This is a genomic window from Streptomyces sp. NPDC001194 (assembly GCF_042896985.1).
Lineage (GTDB): Bacteria > Actinomycetota > Actinomycetes > Streptomycetales > Streptomycetaceae > Streptomyces.
Window position 1 is genome coordinate 33296 of record NZ_JBIAXU010000029.1, and the last position, 12921, is coordinate 46216.

The following is a 12921-nucleotide window of genomic DNA, read 5'->3' on the forward strand; positions in this document are numbered from 1 at the left end:
TTCGGAGCGGGAGAGATCGCCGGTGGGCAGACAGTAGGCAACGCGGGGATGAACCCGATACAGGGAAAACCCTTGTCCGCACCCCTGCCGCCCCCCCTACACCTTCCCCGGACCCTACCCCCCGCCCCCGTGCCCCGGACCCCCAGGCCCCCCGTATCCCCCGCCGCCCGGAGCACCGCCCGGATCGCCCCCCGGACCCGCGCCCGGACCCGCGCCCGGTTTCGCCGGGAAAGCCCGTTACCGGGCGTGGTGGGTGCGGAAGTAGGTCCAGCTCGTCTCGTTGGGCTCCGTCCACTTCTCCGGGGCGTGGGCGTACTCCGGGTGACGGGCCGCGATGTACGCGCGGGTGCGCTCCGGGACCTCCGCGTAGGAGCCCAGCTTGTGGCCCCGGCAGTGGAAGGTGAGGCCGCCCGGGCGCTGCCCCTGCTCCATCCACGGCATCCACGGGGACATCCGGGTCCAGGACATGGTGCTCGGGACGCTCGGCTCGTCGGTGGTCAGCACCGCGGCCGGCGCGAAGAACTGGAAGAGCTCCAGCGCCCGGTACGTGTCGTCGGCGGAGTTCAGCGGGTAGTCGGCGACCGGCAGCGGCGACGGATAGGCGAGCGGGATCTCGAGACTGAAGCAGACCTGGTCCCCGAGCTCGGTCAGCGGGACCGGGAAGGGCCGCAGCCGCAGATTGGCGGGATCGTTCCAGATGTGGACGACCGGCTTGTCCTCCCAGGTCTCCAGGATCTCGCGGGTCTGCGGATCCAGGAAGAAGGCGGCCTCCCGGGTGAGCAGTTGGAAACCGTCGGTCTCCGGGTCCGGGACGAGCCGGGCGACGTTGAGGCCCTCGAAGCCGAAGAGGCGCCGGTACGGCTGGCCGGGGGCCCAGGAGTGGATGTCCCCGGACCACCGGAAGGTCACCTCGCCGCCGTCGAGCGAGGCGCGGGTGCGGGCGAACGCGTGCAGGAGCTGGGCGGGTGTCATGCCGGTCACTCTGCGCGGTCCGAGACCGGCTCGGCAAGGTCGCGAGGTGCCCGGCGGCGGGCCCGCGCCCGGCATCCGGGATGCCAGGTTGACGCTGCGGCGCGCAGCGGCGACCGTGACCCGCATGCGGAACGAACGCCGACTGCTCCCACTGCTCGTCTGCCTGGTGCTCGGCATCGGACTGACGGCCGCCGTGCTGGGCGCCACCCGGGCCTCGGGCCCCGACGGGACCTCGCATTCCGGGATGAACTCCCGCGACTACGTGGACATACAGGATGTACCGCCCGGCCCCCGCGAACCGTCGGCGACCGGTCCCGACGCCTCGGCGGGCACCGTGGCGGTGGACTGCGGGCGCAACGAAGAGCGCCACTACAACGAGGACAACCTCGTGGTGTCCCCGGGGCTGCGCTCCGGCGCCCACCACACCCACGCGTACGTGGGGAACCTGACCACGAACGCGATGTCGACCGACGCCTCCCTGGCCGCCGCCGCGACCAGTTGCCGCGGCGGCGACCGCTCCACGTACTACTGGCCGGTCCTGCGCCGGACGGACCGGGCGGGCAGCCACCCGCACGAAGGCTCCGCCGGGCACGGCAACGCGGGCGAGATCCTGCCCGAGGCGGCGGTCTCCGTGGAGTTCCGCGGCAACCCGGTGGGCAAGGTCGTGCCGATGCCGCGCTTCCTGCGGGCGATGACCGGCGACGCGGTGGCGTACACCGCGCCGAGCGACGCCGACGTACGCGCCCGCTGGGGCTGTTCCGGCTCCCCGGACCGGTCCACCACCCGCTACCCGCGCTGCCCCGCCGGCGAGCGCCTCACCCGTACGCTCGTCTTCCCCAGCTGCTGGAACGGGCTGGACACCGAGAGCCCGGGGCACCGCGCCCACCTCCTCTTCCCCGCGGCCAACGGGGTCTGCCCGCAGGGCACGTTCGCCGTGCCCCAGCTGCGCGTCTCCCTCGCGTACGACGTGCCGGCGGGGGTCCCGGTCGCCGTCGACTCCTTCCCCGAGCAGCGGCACAGCCCGAAGACGGACCACGCGATGTTCGTGAACGCCATGACGGACGCGCAGATGGCCTTCGTCGTCGGCTGCCTCAACGCGGGGCGCGCCTGCCGCACCTGAGCGCCGTCACGCACGAGTGACGGGGGTCACATGAACCGGGTCCCGGCGGGGCGCGTGTTCTGACCGCACCAGATGGGCGAGGAAGACGGAGAGGGTGAGATGGCCGGACCACTGTGGCCCCGTACACGGCGGGGATCGACCGATGAGGCACTGATCAGGTCGGTGTACGAGGAGCACGGCCACGCCCTGCTCGCATACGCCACCCGGCTGACCGGAGACCGGGCCACTGCCGAGGACGTCGTCCAGGAGACGCTCATACGCGCCTGGCGGCACTCCGAGGTGCTGGTCAACGGGAAGGGTTCGGTGCGCGGCTGGCTGCTGACGGTGGCCCGCAACATCATCACCGACCGCTACCGGGCCAAGGCGGCACGCCCCGCCGAGGTTTCCGGGGACGCGGCCGCTCCCCCGGTGGAGCTGGACCACGCGGATTCCATCGTGGACACGATGACCGTGCTGGGCGCTCTCGACCAGTTGTCCCCGGAACACCGGGACGTGCTGAAGGAGCTGTACTACCGCCAGCTGAGCGTGGCCGAGGCGGCCGACAGCCTCGGCATCCCGGCGGGCACGGTCAAATCACGGGCGCACTACGCGCTGAAGGCACTGCGCGAGGTGTTCCGCCAAGGCGGGACCACGGAGGGCCGAGCGGGCAATCGAATGGGCAGGCCGCCCCGGCAGGGCGCTGGACTGCAGGAGGTGGTGGCATGAACCGGCAGCGGCACGAGGAGGAGGAGCTGCTCGGCCCGTACGTTCTCGGCGTCCTGGACGCGCATGAGATCTATCGGGCCGAGGCGCACATGAGCGGCTGCGTGCAATGCCGTGAGGAGGTGACCGCGTTGCGCGAAATGGAAGCGGCGTTGGGCGAGGTGCCCGCGGAGGCCTTCCTCGACGGACCGCCTCAGGGCGGCGATCTGCTGCTCCAGCGCACGCTGCGGCAGGTGCGGGGCGAGGCGGCGGGCGAGCGGCGCCGCCGATGGGGCCTCGCGGGACTGGCCGCGGCGGCCTCGCTGGCCGCCGTGTTCTGGGCGGGGGCGCAATTGGGCTCGGCGGACGGCACTCCGGTGGCACTGCCGCCGACGCCCTCGCCGTCGGTCTCGGCGCAGCCTTCGCCGCCGCCGGCGGGTACGAAGGTGGCCTCGGCGACCGACGCGCGCACGAATGCGCGCATGACCGTGCAGGTGACGCCGGCGGCCAAGTGGGTCCGGGTGCACGCGGCGGTGGCGGGGATCCCGCCGGGCGAGCGCTGCCTGCTGATCGTGGTCGGCAAGGACGGCAAGCGCACGTCCGCCGGCAGCTGGGTCGTCGGCAGCCAGAACGGCGAGGGCAAGGGCGCGTCGCTGGACGGCTCGGCGGCGGTTGACCCGACCGACGTCAAGGAGGTCGTGGTCGAGAACGAGTCGGGCAAGCGGTTCGTGTCGGTGCCCATGCCGGTGTGACAGGCGGGCCGCACCGCGGTGGGGGGCCGGGCATCCGTGGTCACGGACGCCCGGCCCCCGCCGCACGCGGCCGCGGTCTCGGCCGCGGTCTCGGCCGCGGCCTCGACGAAATCGCTTTCTCCCGGTCCGCCCCGCTCGGCACACTGGCCCGATGCCACACTCTGTCGAACAGTTGCTCGCCGAACTCGATCCGCTCCCGCACGCCGCCCGGCTGCGGCTGCTCGCCACCACCGCCCGCGACCTCGCCCGCACCGGCGAGCTGAGCGGTGTGCTCGACGGGCCGGACGGGCTGGCCGGGCGGGGCCGCCACGAGCGGCGGCTGGCCGCGCTGGCGGCCCTCGCGGGGCGGCAGACCGAGTACCTGGCGCGGCGGCTGGCCGACCCGGACCCGGTGGTCCGGTCCTACGCCCACCGGGCCGTCCGTACGCTGCCCGTACCGGACGAGGCGATCGAAGCGGCGTACGACGACGCCTGCGCCGCGATCCGCGCGGAGTTGACGCACGCCGTCTTCCGCGGCTCGCGCCGGGACCTCGCCCAGCGCCTGGTGCCCCTCGTGCGGGCCGAGTGGGGTGACCGCGAGGCGGCCGCCCTGCTCCCCGCCTGCGGCCCGGAGTTCGTCTCCCGGCTGCTGCCCGAGATGGCCGACGCCGTCACGCACCGGGTCCGGCTGGGGCGCTGCCACCCCGGCCCGGTGCTGGAGCAGGCGGCGGCCGAGCTGGCGGAGCTGCCGGAGAACCTGCGCCCCGGCTGGTGGCTGCACCGGGCGGCGGGAGTCGCCGCGGCCCTGCCCGCCGCGCCGGAGCGCGTGCTCGACCTGCTGGAGCGGTACGGGCCGGCCCGGCTGCCCCGGCCCCTGGAGGGCGGGGTCCGCCACCTGATCGCCGCCGACGCGGAGCGGTTCGTACGCTGGCTGACCGCGCCCGAGCGGCCGACCGGGTACCAGGAGTACCTCCCGCCGTCCAGCCGGCTGCGACAGCTCGTCCGGGCCGATCCCCCGTCCCTGCCCGTCCTCGGGCGACGTTGGGCGGATCGACCCGCGTACCTGGCCGCGCTGCTGAAGGCGCTGCCCCCGAGCAGGCGCGAGGCCTTCCACGACACGGCCACCGCGCACACCCCCGCTCCGGGCGGGACCCCCGCCGACCCCGTCCTGGCCGTGCTTCCGCACGAGCGCCGTCAGGCCGAGGCGCGGCGCGAAGTGGACCGCGCCCGCCGTGAGGCGTGGCCGGACGAGCGGCTCCTCGCGGCGGTCTCGCGGCTTCCGGTCGCCGAGGCCCGGCCCGAACTCCTCGCCGCGACGCGGCGGTCCGACGCCGACGTCCGCCGCACGGCCTGGCCCCGGCTCGTCGAGAACGCGGTCCGCGCGCGCGACGCCGAAGCGCTGGGCGAGGTGCTCGAACTGGCGGCGGGGCGGCTGCGCAACGACCGCGATCCCGTCCGCGCCGCCGCGCTCACGGCGCTGGCCCGGGTGCCGGTGCCGCTGCTGGCCGCCGAGGAGTCGGTCGTCTGCCTGGAGCGGATCGCCCTGGACGCCGTCGAGGCCCGCGACTGCTCCGCCGAGACCCGCGAGGCCCTGGAACGCCTGGTGTTCGCGGTACTGGCGACCCCGGCCCCCTCCTCCGTCCTGCTCGACTGGGCGCTGCGCACCCTCCACGAGCTGACCGTCCGCACCGGCCGCCTCGTGCAGGGCGGATACCGTGAGGAGCTCCCGCGCGGCCGGGAGCGGCAGGTCTTCGAGGCGCTGCGCCCCTGGCTCGACACGCGCGCGGCCCGGCGCGAGTACGGGGCGCTGGTCACGCTCGCGTCCGCCCTCGGCGACCGCGGCCACCGGCTGCCGGAGCTCCAGCGGATGCTCGACGAGGTCCGGACGCGCTGCTCCGACGGGCTGTTCACGCAGTTCGCCCAGGTCTGGCTGGCCGACCCGCGCACGCGCGGCGAACGCGTGGCCGCGCTGCTGGAGCAGGAACCTTCGGCGGCCGCGCTGGCTCCCGTGGTGGAGGTGCTGTCGGCGCACCGCACCGATCTGCTGGACCGCGTACTCGCCGCCCGCCCGCCGTACGGCCGGTTCCTGCGCGAAGGGGCGGCGCGGCCGCTCCCCCGGTTCGACCGGGCGCCCCTGTGGGTGCCCCGCCAGCAGGAGGAGGCGGCGTGGCTGGCCGAGGTCGCCGTCGGCGACGAGTCCAGGGCGGTGTACGAGCGGTCGGAGATCCTGCGGGCCGCGGCGCACATCCCCGACCACGGGCTGGAGCTCGTACGACGGCACGCGCGCTCGGCGGACACGCGGCTCGCGGAGAGCGCGCTCGCCGCCTCGGCCCGGACGGTGGAGCCCGCCGCGGTCCTGCCCGACCTGCTCTCGCTCGCGGGCGGGGACCGGGCCCGCGTCGCCGTGTACGCCGCCGGGCGGGCGGCGGCCGCGACCCCGCCGACGCGGCTCGCGGAGCTGCTGGACGGGCTGTTGGGGGCGTCCTCGGGGGTCAAGGTGACCAGCCGCAAGGAGGCGGTCCGGCTGACCGTGCGGTTCCTGCCGCCCCGGCGGGCCGTGGCGCTGCTGGCGCGCATCGCCGCCGACGAGGACAGCCACCCCGATGTGGTGACCGCGGCGGTGAGCCTGGCGATCGGGCTCCTGTCGACCGGGGAGGTGTGGCCCCTGTTGGAGACGGCCGCGGCGAGCGGAACCGTGGAGGCCGCCGCGGTGATCGCGCGCACCCCGGCGCTGGGGGTGGCGCGGCAGCACCGGCCGCGCTACGCCCGGCTGGTGGCGCTCCTGGCCGCGTCCTCCCACCGGTCCGTGGCCGCGCATGCGGTCACCGCGCTGCCGGACTGGGTCGCGTACGCGCCCGAGGCGGCGGACGCCGTACGGCGGGCCGTCTGCGATCTGGAGGACTCCCCCGGGTGGAAGAACGCGGCGGCGGCCCTGGAGAGGATCGCGGCTTCGGGGCTGGCGCACCCCGTCGGCGGCGGTGAGCCCGGGAGCCAGTTCCACCGTGCCGTGGAGGGGCTGTTGGCCACCGTGCGCTCCGGTGACGACGCGGAAGCCGAGGCCGAGCGGGACCTGCCGGCTCTTCAGCGGGTGCGGTTCCTGAGCCGGATCGTCGCGCAGGAGCACCACGGGCTGCGTGCGGCCGTGCTTCGGCAGCTCGCCGGTGAACCGGCCCTGGCCGTGGAGCGCGTGGCGCTGCTGCGGCGCTCGGTGGACCTGCGCGCGGGCCTGCCCGAGCTGCGTGCGGCCCTGGACGCCCTGGCCGAGGCCCATGAGGGCCGGCCCGGGCTGGCCGCTTCGACGGCGGAGGCGCTGCGCGAGGGGAACTGGCACGGCGACCGGGTCCGGGACCCCGCCGTGGTGCTGGAGGCCGTACGCGAACTGGCGCAGGACGGCGCTCCGGTGCGGGGGCTGTTCGCCGCCGCTCTGACCGCGGCCATGGGCCGGCGCTGCGACTGGCCGCCGCAGTGGCGCGAGGTGCTGCTGAAGCTGAGGCGCCACCCGGAGCAGGAGGTACGGGACGCGGCGCTGGCGGCGTTCACGCACCGCGAGTGACCGGCGGCAGGCGGTGGCGCGGGCACCACCCCCAACCGGACCGATCATCACATTGCACTCCATGACATCCTGTGACGTCACAACTCGCCGGACGGGATCGGCGGACGTCCGGGGAATATGGGGAAGGTCGATGAGGCTCTGCTTCCTGGTGGAGGAGCACTACCGCCACGACGGCATGCCGAACGAGGTGATCCGGCAGCTGACCGCATGGGGACACCAGGTGGACGTGGTGCGGCCGGGCGGCTCGCTGCTGCGCATGGGCGAGGTGGTGGCCTCGGGCGCGCACGACGCCTGGGTGCTCAAGACCGTGTCCGGCGGGCCGGGGCTGACCCTGCTCGAAGCCGCGGCCGCGGCCGGCATGACCACCGTCAACGACGCCCGCTCGATCCGGGGCGTACGGGACAAGGCGCTGGCCGCCGCCATCGGCCGGACCGGGGGGCTCCCGATGCCCGCGACGTACGCCGTGGCGCGGCCGGAGCTGCTGCGCGAGATACCGGAGGCGGAGTACCCGCTCGTCGTGAAGCCCGCGGACGGCAGCTCCGGGCGGGGCGTGCACCTGGTGTCCGCGCCCGGGGATCTCGAAGCCCTGCTCCCGGAGCTGGCCGGGGAGCACATGCTCATCGCCCAGCCGTACGTGGCCAATTCGGGCACCGACATCAAGGTGTACGCGGTCGGCGGGGAGCTCTTCGCCACCGAGCGCTGCTCGCCCCTGCACCCGGATCCCGCGGTGCGGGAGCGGCGCGTGCCGCTGTCGGCCGAGGTGGCCGCGATCGCCGCGCAGGTGGGGGCCGTGTACGGGCTCGACCTGTACGGGGTGGACGTGCTGCTGGGTCCCGACGGACCGGTGGTGGTGGACGTGAACGACTTCCCGAGCTTCCGTCAGGTCCCGGACGCCGCGGCCCGGGTGGGACGGGCCGTGCTGGGCCTGGCCCGGGCGGGCGGCCCGGCGGCGGCTTCGGCCTGCCGTCCGCCGGCCCGCGGACTGCCCCTGGCGATCCCGGCGCAGGCGACCGCGGCGCCGGCCCCCGTGGCGCCCGCCGCGGTGGCGCCGGCGGCCGCACGCGCCGGCGAGGCCGCCCTGTGAGGATCTGCCTGGTCACCCCGGAGCCCGGCCATCCGCTGCTCGCCGCCGCGAGGGCGCTGCTCGAAGCCGACGGGCACCGGGTGGAGTCGCTGGACCCGGGTGCGGCGGACACGGCCCCGGGCGACCTGGCCGACGTGTACCTGCTGAAGGCGCGGACGCCGCGGGCGCTGGACCTCGCGCGGGAGCTGGAGCGGCGCGGGGCCCCGGTCGTGAACTCGGCGGCGGCCACCGCGCTCTGCCAGGACCGCACGCGGATGGCGGAGCTGGCCCTGAGCGGCGGTCTGCCGTTCGCGGGCACGCGTACGTACGATTCGCTGGCCGCCTGGGCGGCCGGCGCGCCGCTCGGCGGTTCGCCCCTGGTGGTCAAGAGCCGGCACAGCCGCCGGCACGACCTGGTCGCCCGGGTCGACGACGGCGACCGGCTGCGCGAGCTCGCGGGCGCCTGGCCGCAGGAGCCGGTCGTGGTGCAGGAGTTCGCGCCCAACAGCGGCTGGGACCACAAGCTGTGGGCCATCGGCGACCGGGTGTTCGCCGCCCTGCGCCGCTCCGAACTCGCACCGGCGGGCCGGGGTCCGACGCGGCCGCTCGCCCCGGCCGAACTGCCGCCCGGCTGGGCCGACGTGGTCCGCCGCACCGGCGAGGTGTTCTCGCTCGACGTCTACGGAGTGGACCTCATCGACACGGGCGACGGCGCCCCGCTCATCGTGGACGTCAACGCCTTCCCCGGGATCCGGGGCCAGGCCGGCGCCCCGGAGGCCCTGGCGGCCCTCGCCCTGGACCGGGCCGCGGCTCCTCGCTGACCCCCTCGTCCGGGGACCGGACAGGGGGAATCCGCCCCACCGGGCGTGTCGGCGGGCCGGAGCCGGAGCGGGCGCCGTGAGGATCGGCGGATGGGCGTCGTACTGCCGGTCTTCTTCGCGCTGTTCGCGGCGCTCAGCAACGCGCTGGCCACCGTGCTCCAGCGGCGGGCCGCGCTCACCGTGCCGCAGAGCAAGGGCTTCCGTTTCGGGCTGGTCCTCGATCTGCTGCGGCGGCCCGTGTGGGTCGCCGGCATCCTGGCGGTGATCGCGGCCGGGGTGGGGCAGGCCGCGGCGCTGGCGAACGGCGCACTGGTCCTCGTACAGCCGCTGTTCGTACTGGAGCTGCCGCTCGCGCTCCTGATCGCCTCGCTGCTGACCCGCCGGCGGCTGCCGGGGGCGCTGTGGCTGGCCGTGGCGGGGGTCGTGGCCGGGCTCGGGGTGGCCATGGCCGCGGCCTCCCCTACCGGGAACCGGACGCACGTCCCGGCCGACCGGTGGATCCCGGCCCTCCTGGCGTGCGCGGCCGTCGTCGCCGCCTTGGCGGTGGCCGGGCTGCGCCGCCCGCCGGGGCGCGCCCGGGCCGGCTGCCTCGGCGCGGCCACCGCCGTCTGCTACGCGATCACGGCCGCCCTGATGAAGCATTCCGTGTTCGTGCTGACCGAGCACGGCATCATCGGGTTCCTGACCGCGTGGCAGACGTACGCCTTCGGCGCGACCGGCATCTGCGCCCTGCTGCTGCTCGAACACGCCATGCAGGGCGGCCCGCTGGTCGCCTCGCAGCCCGCGCTGACACTGGGCGACGCGAGCGTCAGCGTGGCACTGGGCGTGGTCCTGTACGAGGAGCACCTGCGGACGGGCTGGTGGGTGCTGCCCCAGCTGCTGGGCGTGGCGCTGGTCTGCGTGGGCGTGGTCGCCCTCGCACGGGCCGGTACGGGCGCCCCCTGACGCGGCGCCGCCCCGCGGGGGTAGCGTGCGGGCGGGCAGTCGAGTGGAGGGCGGTTCCCATGCGCGCGGTGGTGTTCGAGCGGTACGGGCGGCAGGCCGAGGTCCGCGAGGTGCCCGATCCGAGCCCGTCCCCGGGCGGGGTGGTGGTGCGCGTCGAGGCGACGGGGCTGTGCCGCAGCGACTGGCACGGGTGGATGGGGCACGATCCGGACATCGTGCTGCCGCACGTGCCCGGGCACGAACTCGCCGGTGTGGTGGAGGCGGTGGGCTCCGCGGTGGTGGGCTGGCGGGCCGGGGACCGGGTCACCGTGCCGTTCGTGTGCGCCTGCGGGAGCTGCGCCGACTGCGCGGCCGGCGAGCAGCAGGTGTGCGCGCGGCAGACGCAGCCCGGGTTCACTCACTGGGGGTCCTTCGCACGGTACGTGGCCCTGGAGCACGCGGACGTCAATCTCGTGGCCGTGCCGCAGGAGCTCTCGTACGCGACGGCCGCCGCCCTGGGCTGCCGCTTCGCGACGGCGTTCCGGGCCGTGGTCGCCCGGGGGCGGGCGGCGCCGGGCGAGTGGGTCGCCGTGCACGGGTGCGGCGGGGTGGGACTGTCGGCCGTGATGGTCGCCGTGGCGGCCGGGGCGCGGGTGGTCGCGGTGGACACGGCGCCGGGGGCGCTGGAGCTGGCGCGGGAGTTCGGGGCGGCGCACTGCGTGGACGCGCGGGCGGGCGGTACCGCCGAGGCCGTACGGGAGCTGACCGGCGGCGGCGCGCACCTGTCGCTCGACGCGCTGGGCTCGCCGCAGACCGCGGCGGCCTCGGTGGCGGGCCTGCGCCGGCGGGGGCGGCACGTACAGGTCGGGCTGCTGCCGGCAGCGGCGGGGGAAACGGTCCTGCCGATGGAGCGGGTGATCGGCTGGGAGTTGGAGGTCCTGGGCAGCCACGGGATGGCCGCGCACGCGTACCCGCCGATGATGGAGCTGGTGCGGTCCGGCGCCCTGCGCCCCGACCGGCTGGTCACCTCGACGATCGCCCTGGACGCGGCCCCCGCGGCCCTGGCCGCGATGGGCACGGCGCCCGGGCGCGGGGTCACGATCATCCTGCCGGGAGCCTCCCCGCAGGTCTGAGCTACGCTCTGCGCGCATTGACGGTTCGTGTTCCAGGAGGTGGCCGGTGGGCGTCAGCCCTTACGGCAGAGTGCCGATGTCCGTGACCGCGCTGCTGGCGGGCGGCCTGCTGCTCGGCGGCTGTTCCGGCGGCACGTCCCCGGCACCGGAGAAGTCCGGTTCGCCGGCGCCGGGTACGGGCGCCGGACCGACGGCGACGGCCTCGCCGACCGTGGCGCCGCCCACGGCCACGCCCGCCGCCGCCACCTCCGCCGCCGCCTCCGCAGCGCCGGCCGGGGCCCCGGACCCGACGGCCACCCCCGGCGCCCGCCCGAAGTCCCCGCCGCCGTCGCGCGCCTCGCAGATCCCGCAGAACCCGTACCACGGCTCCAATCCCCCGCCGGCGCCGAAGCACGTCCCGACGCCGGACTGGACGCCGTGGAAGCCCGATCTCAAGGACCCCTCGATCCCGACCTACACCATCGCACCGCTCCCCTAGGGGGTGTCCCAGGGAGCGTCCTTCGGGGCTCGCGGAGGCGCCGGGTCAGCGGATACCGGCGTCGGGATGCGCGGCGTCCCAGTCACGGCGGGCTCGCCCGATGGCGTCGCGGTGTTCCGCCGACCAGTCGGCTAGGGCCTTCACCAGGTGCGTGAGGCTGTGGCCCGTCGGGGTGAGTTCGTACTCGACCTGCGGGGGCACCGTCGGGTGCACGGTCCTGGTGATCAGGCCGTCGCGCTCCAGCCGCCGCACGGTGAGCGTGAGCATCCGCTGCGATATGCCGGGCACGGCGCGCTGAAGCTGTCGGAACCGGCGCATGCCCTGGGCCAGTTCGACGACGACCAGGACCGACCACTTGTCGCCGATCCGGTCGAGCACGTCACGGATCCCGCAGTCCTCGTGCTCGTCGCCGCAGCTGACGACGGGTGGGGTGGTTACCGCCGTGTGCCCTGCTGACATGCAAGTGCCTCCTTACGCCCTTCGGGGCGAACCCGCAGGATGAGCCCGGTTACCGAAGAGAACCTACCGGAACGGGAAGACTCTGATGATCTTGGTTACCGGCGCCACCGGCGCCCTGGGCTCGCTGATCGCCGAACGGCTGTCCGGCCGCGGCGACACCGTCCTCGGAACCCGCGATCCGCGCGGGCTCCGGTCCTCGCTGCCGGTCCGCCGCATCGACTTCGACGACCCCGGCACCCTCGTCGAGGGATTCGCGGGCGTGGACGTGCTGCTGCTGGTCTCCGCCGGCTACGGAGAGGACGACGCCGTCATCGCCCGGCACGGCGCCGCCGTCGAGGCCGCCGAGAAGGCCGGTGTCGGGCAGGTCGTCTACACGAGCCTGACCGCCGCCGGCGATCACCTCCCGTACGCCCTGCCGCACCGCTGGACCGAGCGCAGGCTCCGGGAGAGCGCCCTGCGCTGGACGGTCCTGCGCAACGGCCTCTACGCGGAGTTGCTCGCCGCGATCGCGGCGCCCTCCGAGGACGGCCGGATCACGGCACCGCTCGGCGAGGGCCGGCTGGCGGCCGTCGCACGCGCGGATCTGGCCGACGTCGCGGCACGCGTGGCGGTGGAGGCCCCCGCCCATGCGGGACGCGTCTACGAGCTCGTCGGCGAACAGGCCCTCGGCGGCGCCGATCTGGCCCGCGCCCACGGGCCGCACGTCACGTACGAGCCCGGGACGCTCGCCGGGGCCCGTGCGCGCGTCGCCGCATCGGGCGCCGAACCCTTCCAGGTGCCGATGCTGGTGGGCACGTACTCCGCCGTCGCCGCCGGATTCCTGTCCGACACCACCGGTGACCTGCGCCGGCTCCTGGGACGCGCCCCCCGCCCGGCCATCGCGGCGGCCCTCTAGGGGGTGTCTTGTCGATCAGGCCGGATCAGGGAGCGGTGGTGGGCGCCGTGGATCGCAAGGCGGACGTGGGGGTCCCCCCGCCGAAGGCAGG

Annotated in this window: 12 protein-coding genes; 10 read left to right on the plus strand and 2 right to left on the minus strand. The window is 75.6% G+C overall.

Going from position 1 to position 12921, the window contains the following annotated elements; all coding sequences use genetic code 11:
- Positions 1–237: 237 nt before the first annotated feature.
- Positions 238–972, minus strand: coding sequence for a DUF1838 family protein (locus ACFY1T_RS34320; RefSeq protein WP_390791669.1), 735 nt, complete (start codon positions 970–972; stop codon positions 238–240).
- Between the two features lie 124 nt (positions 973–1096).
- On the opposite strand from ACFY1T_RS34320, the gene ACFY1T_RS34325 reads away from it, so the two are divergent.
- From ACFY1T_RS34325 to ACFY1T_RS34365, 9 genes are all read left to right on the plus strand, one after another.
- A complete protein-coding gene (locus tag ACFY1T_RS34325; protein WP_390791670.1) occupies positions 1097–2092 on the plus strand; it encodes a DUF1996 domain-containing protein in 996 nt (331 codons plus the stop codon).
- Between the two features lie 99 nt (positions 2093–2191).
- Positions 2192–2797, plus strand: a complete 606-nt coding sequence (locus ACFY1T_RS34330; RefSeq protein WP_030873768.1) for a sigma-70 family RNA polymerase sigma factor — start codon at positions 2192–2194, stop codon at positions 2795–2797.
- Positions 2794–3525 (plus strand): zf-HC2 domain-containing protein, encoded by a 732-nt coding sequence (locus ACFY1T_RS34335; protein WP_030873770.1) that lies wholly within the window; start codon positions 2794–2796, stop codon positions 3523–3525. The genes ACFY1T_RS34330 and ACFY1T_RS34335 overlap by 4 nt, the downstream gene beginning before the upstream one ends.
- 151 nt (positions 3526–3676) lie before the next feature.
- Positions 3677–7057 (plus strand): hypothetical protein, encoded by a 3381-nt coding sequence (locus ACFY1T_RS34340; protein WP_390791671.1) that lies wholly within the window; start codon positions 3677–3679, stop codon positions 7055–7057.
- Positions 7058–7187: 130 nt separating this feature from the next.
- Positions 7188–8141, plus strand: a complete 954-nt coding sequence (locus tag ACFY1T_RS34345; protein WP_390791672.1) for a RimK family alpha-L-glutamate ligase — start codon at positions 7188–7190, stop codon at positions 8139–8141.
- Entirely contained in the window at positions 8138–8941 is an 804-nt protein-coding gene (locus ACFY1T_RS34350; RefSeq protein WP_390791673.1) for a RimK family alpha-L-glutamate ligase, read from the plus strand. Before ACFY1T_RS34345 ends, ACFY1T_RS34350 begins: the two co-directional genes overlap by 4 nt.
- Before the next feature lie 90 nt (positions 8942–9031).
- Positions 9032–9886 (plus strand): DMT family transporter, encoded by an 855-nt coding sequence (locus tag ACFY1T_RS34355; RefSeq protein ID WP_390791674.1) that lies wholly within the window; start codon positions 9032–9034, stop codon positions 9884–9886.
- Positions 9887–9945: 59 nt separating this feature from the next.
- The gene (locus ACFY1T_RS34360; RefSeq protein ID WP_390791675.1) at positions 9946–10998 is read left to right on the plus strand and encodes a zinc-dependent alcohol dehydrogenase family protein; all 1053 of its coding nucleotides are present in this window, start codon (positions 9946–9948) and stop codon (positions 10996–10998) included.
- Between the two features lie 46 nt (positions 10999–11044).
- The gene (locus tag ACFY1T_RS34365) at positions 11045–11476 is read left to right on the plus strand and encodes a hypothetical protein (protein ID WP_390791676.1); all 432 of its coding nucleotides are present in this window, start codon (positions 11045–11047) and stop codon (positions 11474–11476) included.
- Positions 11477–11521: 45 nt separating this feature from the next.
- Here the strand turns inward: ACFY1T_RS34365 and ACFY1T_RS34370 are convergent, their stop codons facing one another.
- Positions 11522–11935 carry a helix-turn-helix domain-containing protein gene (locus ACFY1T_RS34370; protein ID WP_030864746.1) on the minus strand — a complete coding sequence of 138 codons (414 nt, stop codon included), beginning with the start codon at positions 11933–11935 and terminating at the stop codon, positions 11522–11524.
- Positions 11936–12020: 85 nt separating this feature from the next.
- Here ACFY1T_RS34370 and ACFY1T_RS34375 point away from each other — a divergent pair, with 85 nt between their 5' ends.
- Positions 12021–12830, plus strand: a complete 810-nt coding sequence (locus ACFY1T_RS34375; protein ID WP_390791677.1) for an NAD(P)H-binding protein — start codon at positions 12021–12023, stop codon at positions 12828–12830.
- Positions 12831–12921 lie beyond the last annotated feature (91 nt).

Excerpts from the sequence above, each read along its gene's own strand:
- ACFY1T_RS34325 (WP_390791670.1), top strand. The coding sequence starts at position 1,097 with ATGCGGAACGAACGCCGACTGCTCCCACTGCTCGTCTGCCTGGTGCTC.
- ACFY1T_RS34345 (WP_390791672.1), top strand. The coding sequence starts at position 7,188 with ATGAGGCTCTGCTTCCTGGTGGAGGAGCACTACCGCCACGACGGCATG.
- ACFY1T_RS34320 (WP_390791669.1), bottom strand. The coding sequence starts at position 972 with ATGACACCCGCCCAGCTCCTGCACGCGTTCGCCCGCACCCGCGCCTCG.
- ACFY1T_RS34375 (WP_390791677.1), top strand. The coding sequence starts at position 12,021 with ATGATCTTGGTTACCGGCGCCACCGGCGCCCTGGGCTCGCTGATCGCC.
- ACFY1T_RS34340 (WP_390791671.1), top strand. The coding sequence starts at position 3,677 with ATGCCACACTCTGTCGAACAGTTGCTCGCCGAACTCGATCCGCTCCCG.
- ACFY1T_RS34335 (WP_030873770.1), top strand. The coding sequence starts at position 2,794 with ATGAACCGGCAGCGGCACGAGGAGGAGGAGCTGCTCGGCCCGTACGTT.
- ACFY1T_RS34360 (WP_390791675.1), top strand. The coding sequence starts at position 9,946 with ATGCGCGCGGTGGTGTTCGAGCGGTACGGGCGGCAGGCCGAGGTCCGC.
- ACFY1T_RS34370 (WP_030864746.1), bottom strand. The coding sequence starts at position 11,935 with ATGTCAGCAGGGCACACGGCGGTAACCACCCCACCCGTCGTCAGCTGC.
- ACFY1T_RS34355 (WP_390791674.1), top strand. The coding sequence starts at position 9,032 with ATGGGCGTCGTACTGCCGGTCTTCTTCGCGCTGTTCGCGGCGCTCAGC.
- ACFY1T_RS34330 (WP_030873768.1), top strand. The coding sequence starts at position 2,192 with ATGGCCGGACCACTGTGGCCCCGTACACGGCGGGGATCGACCGATGAG.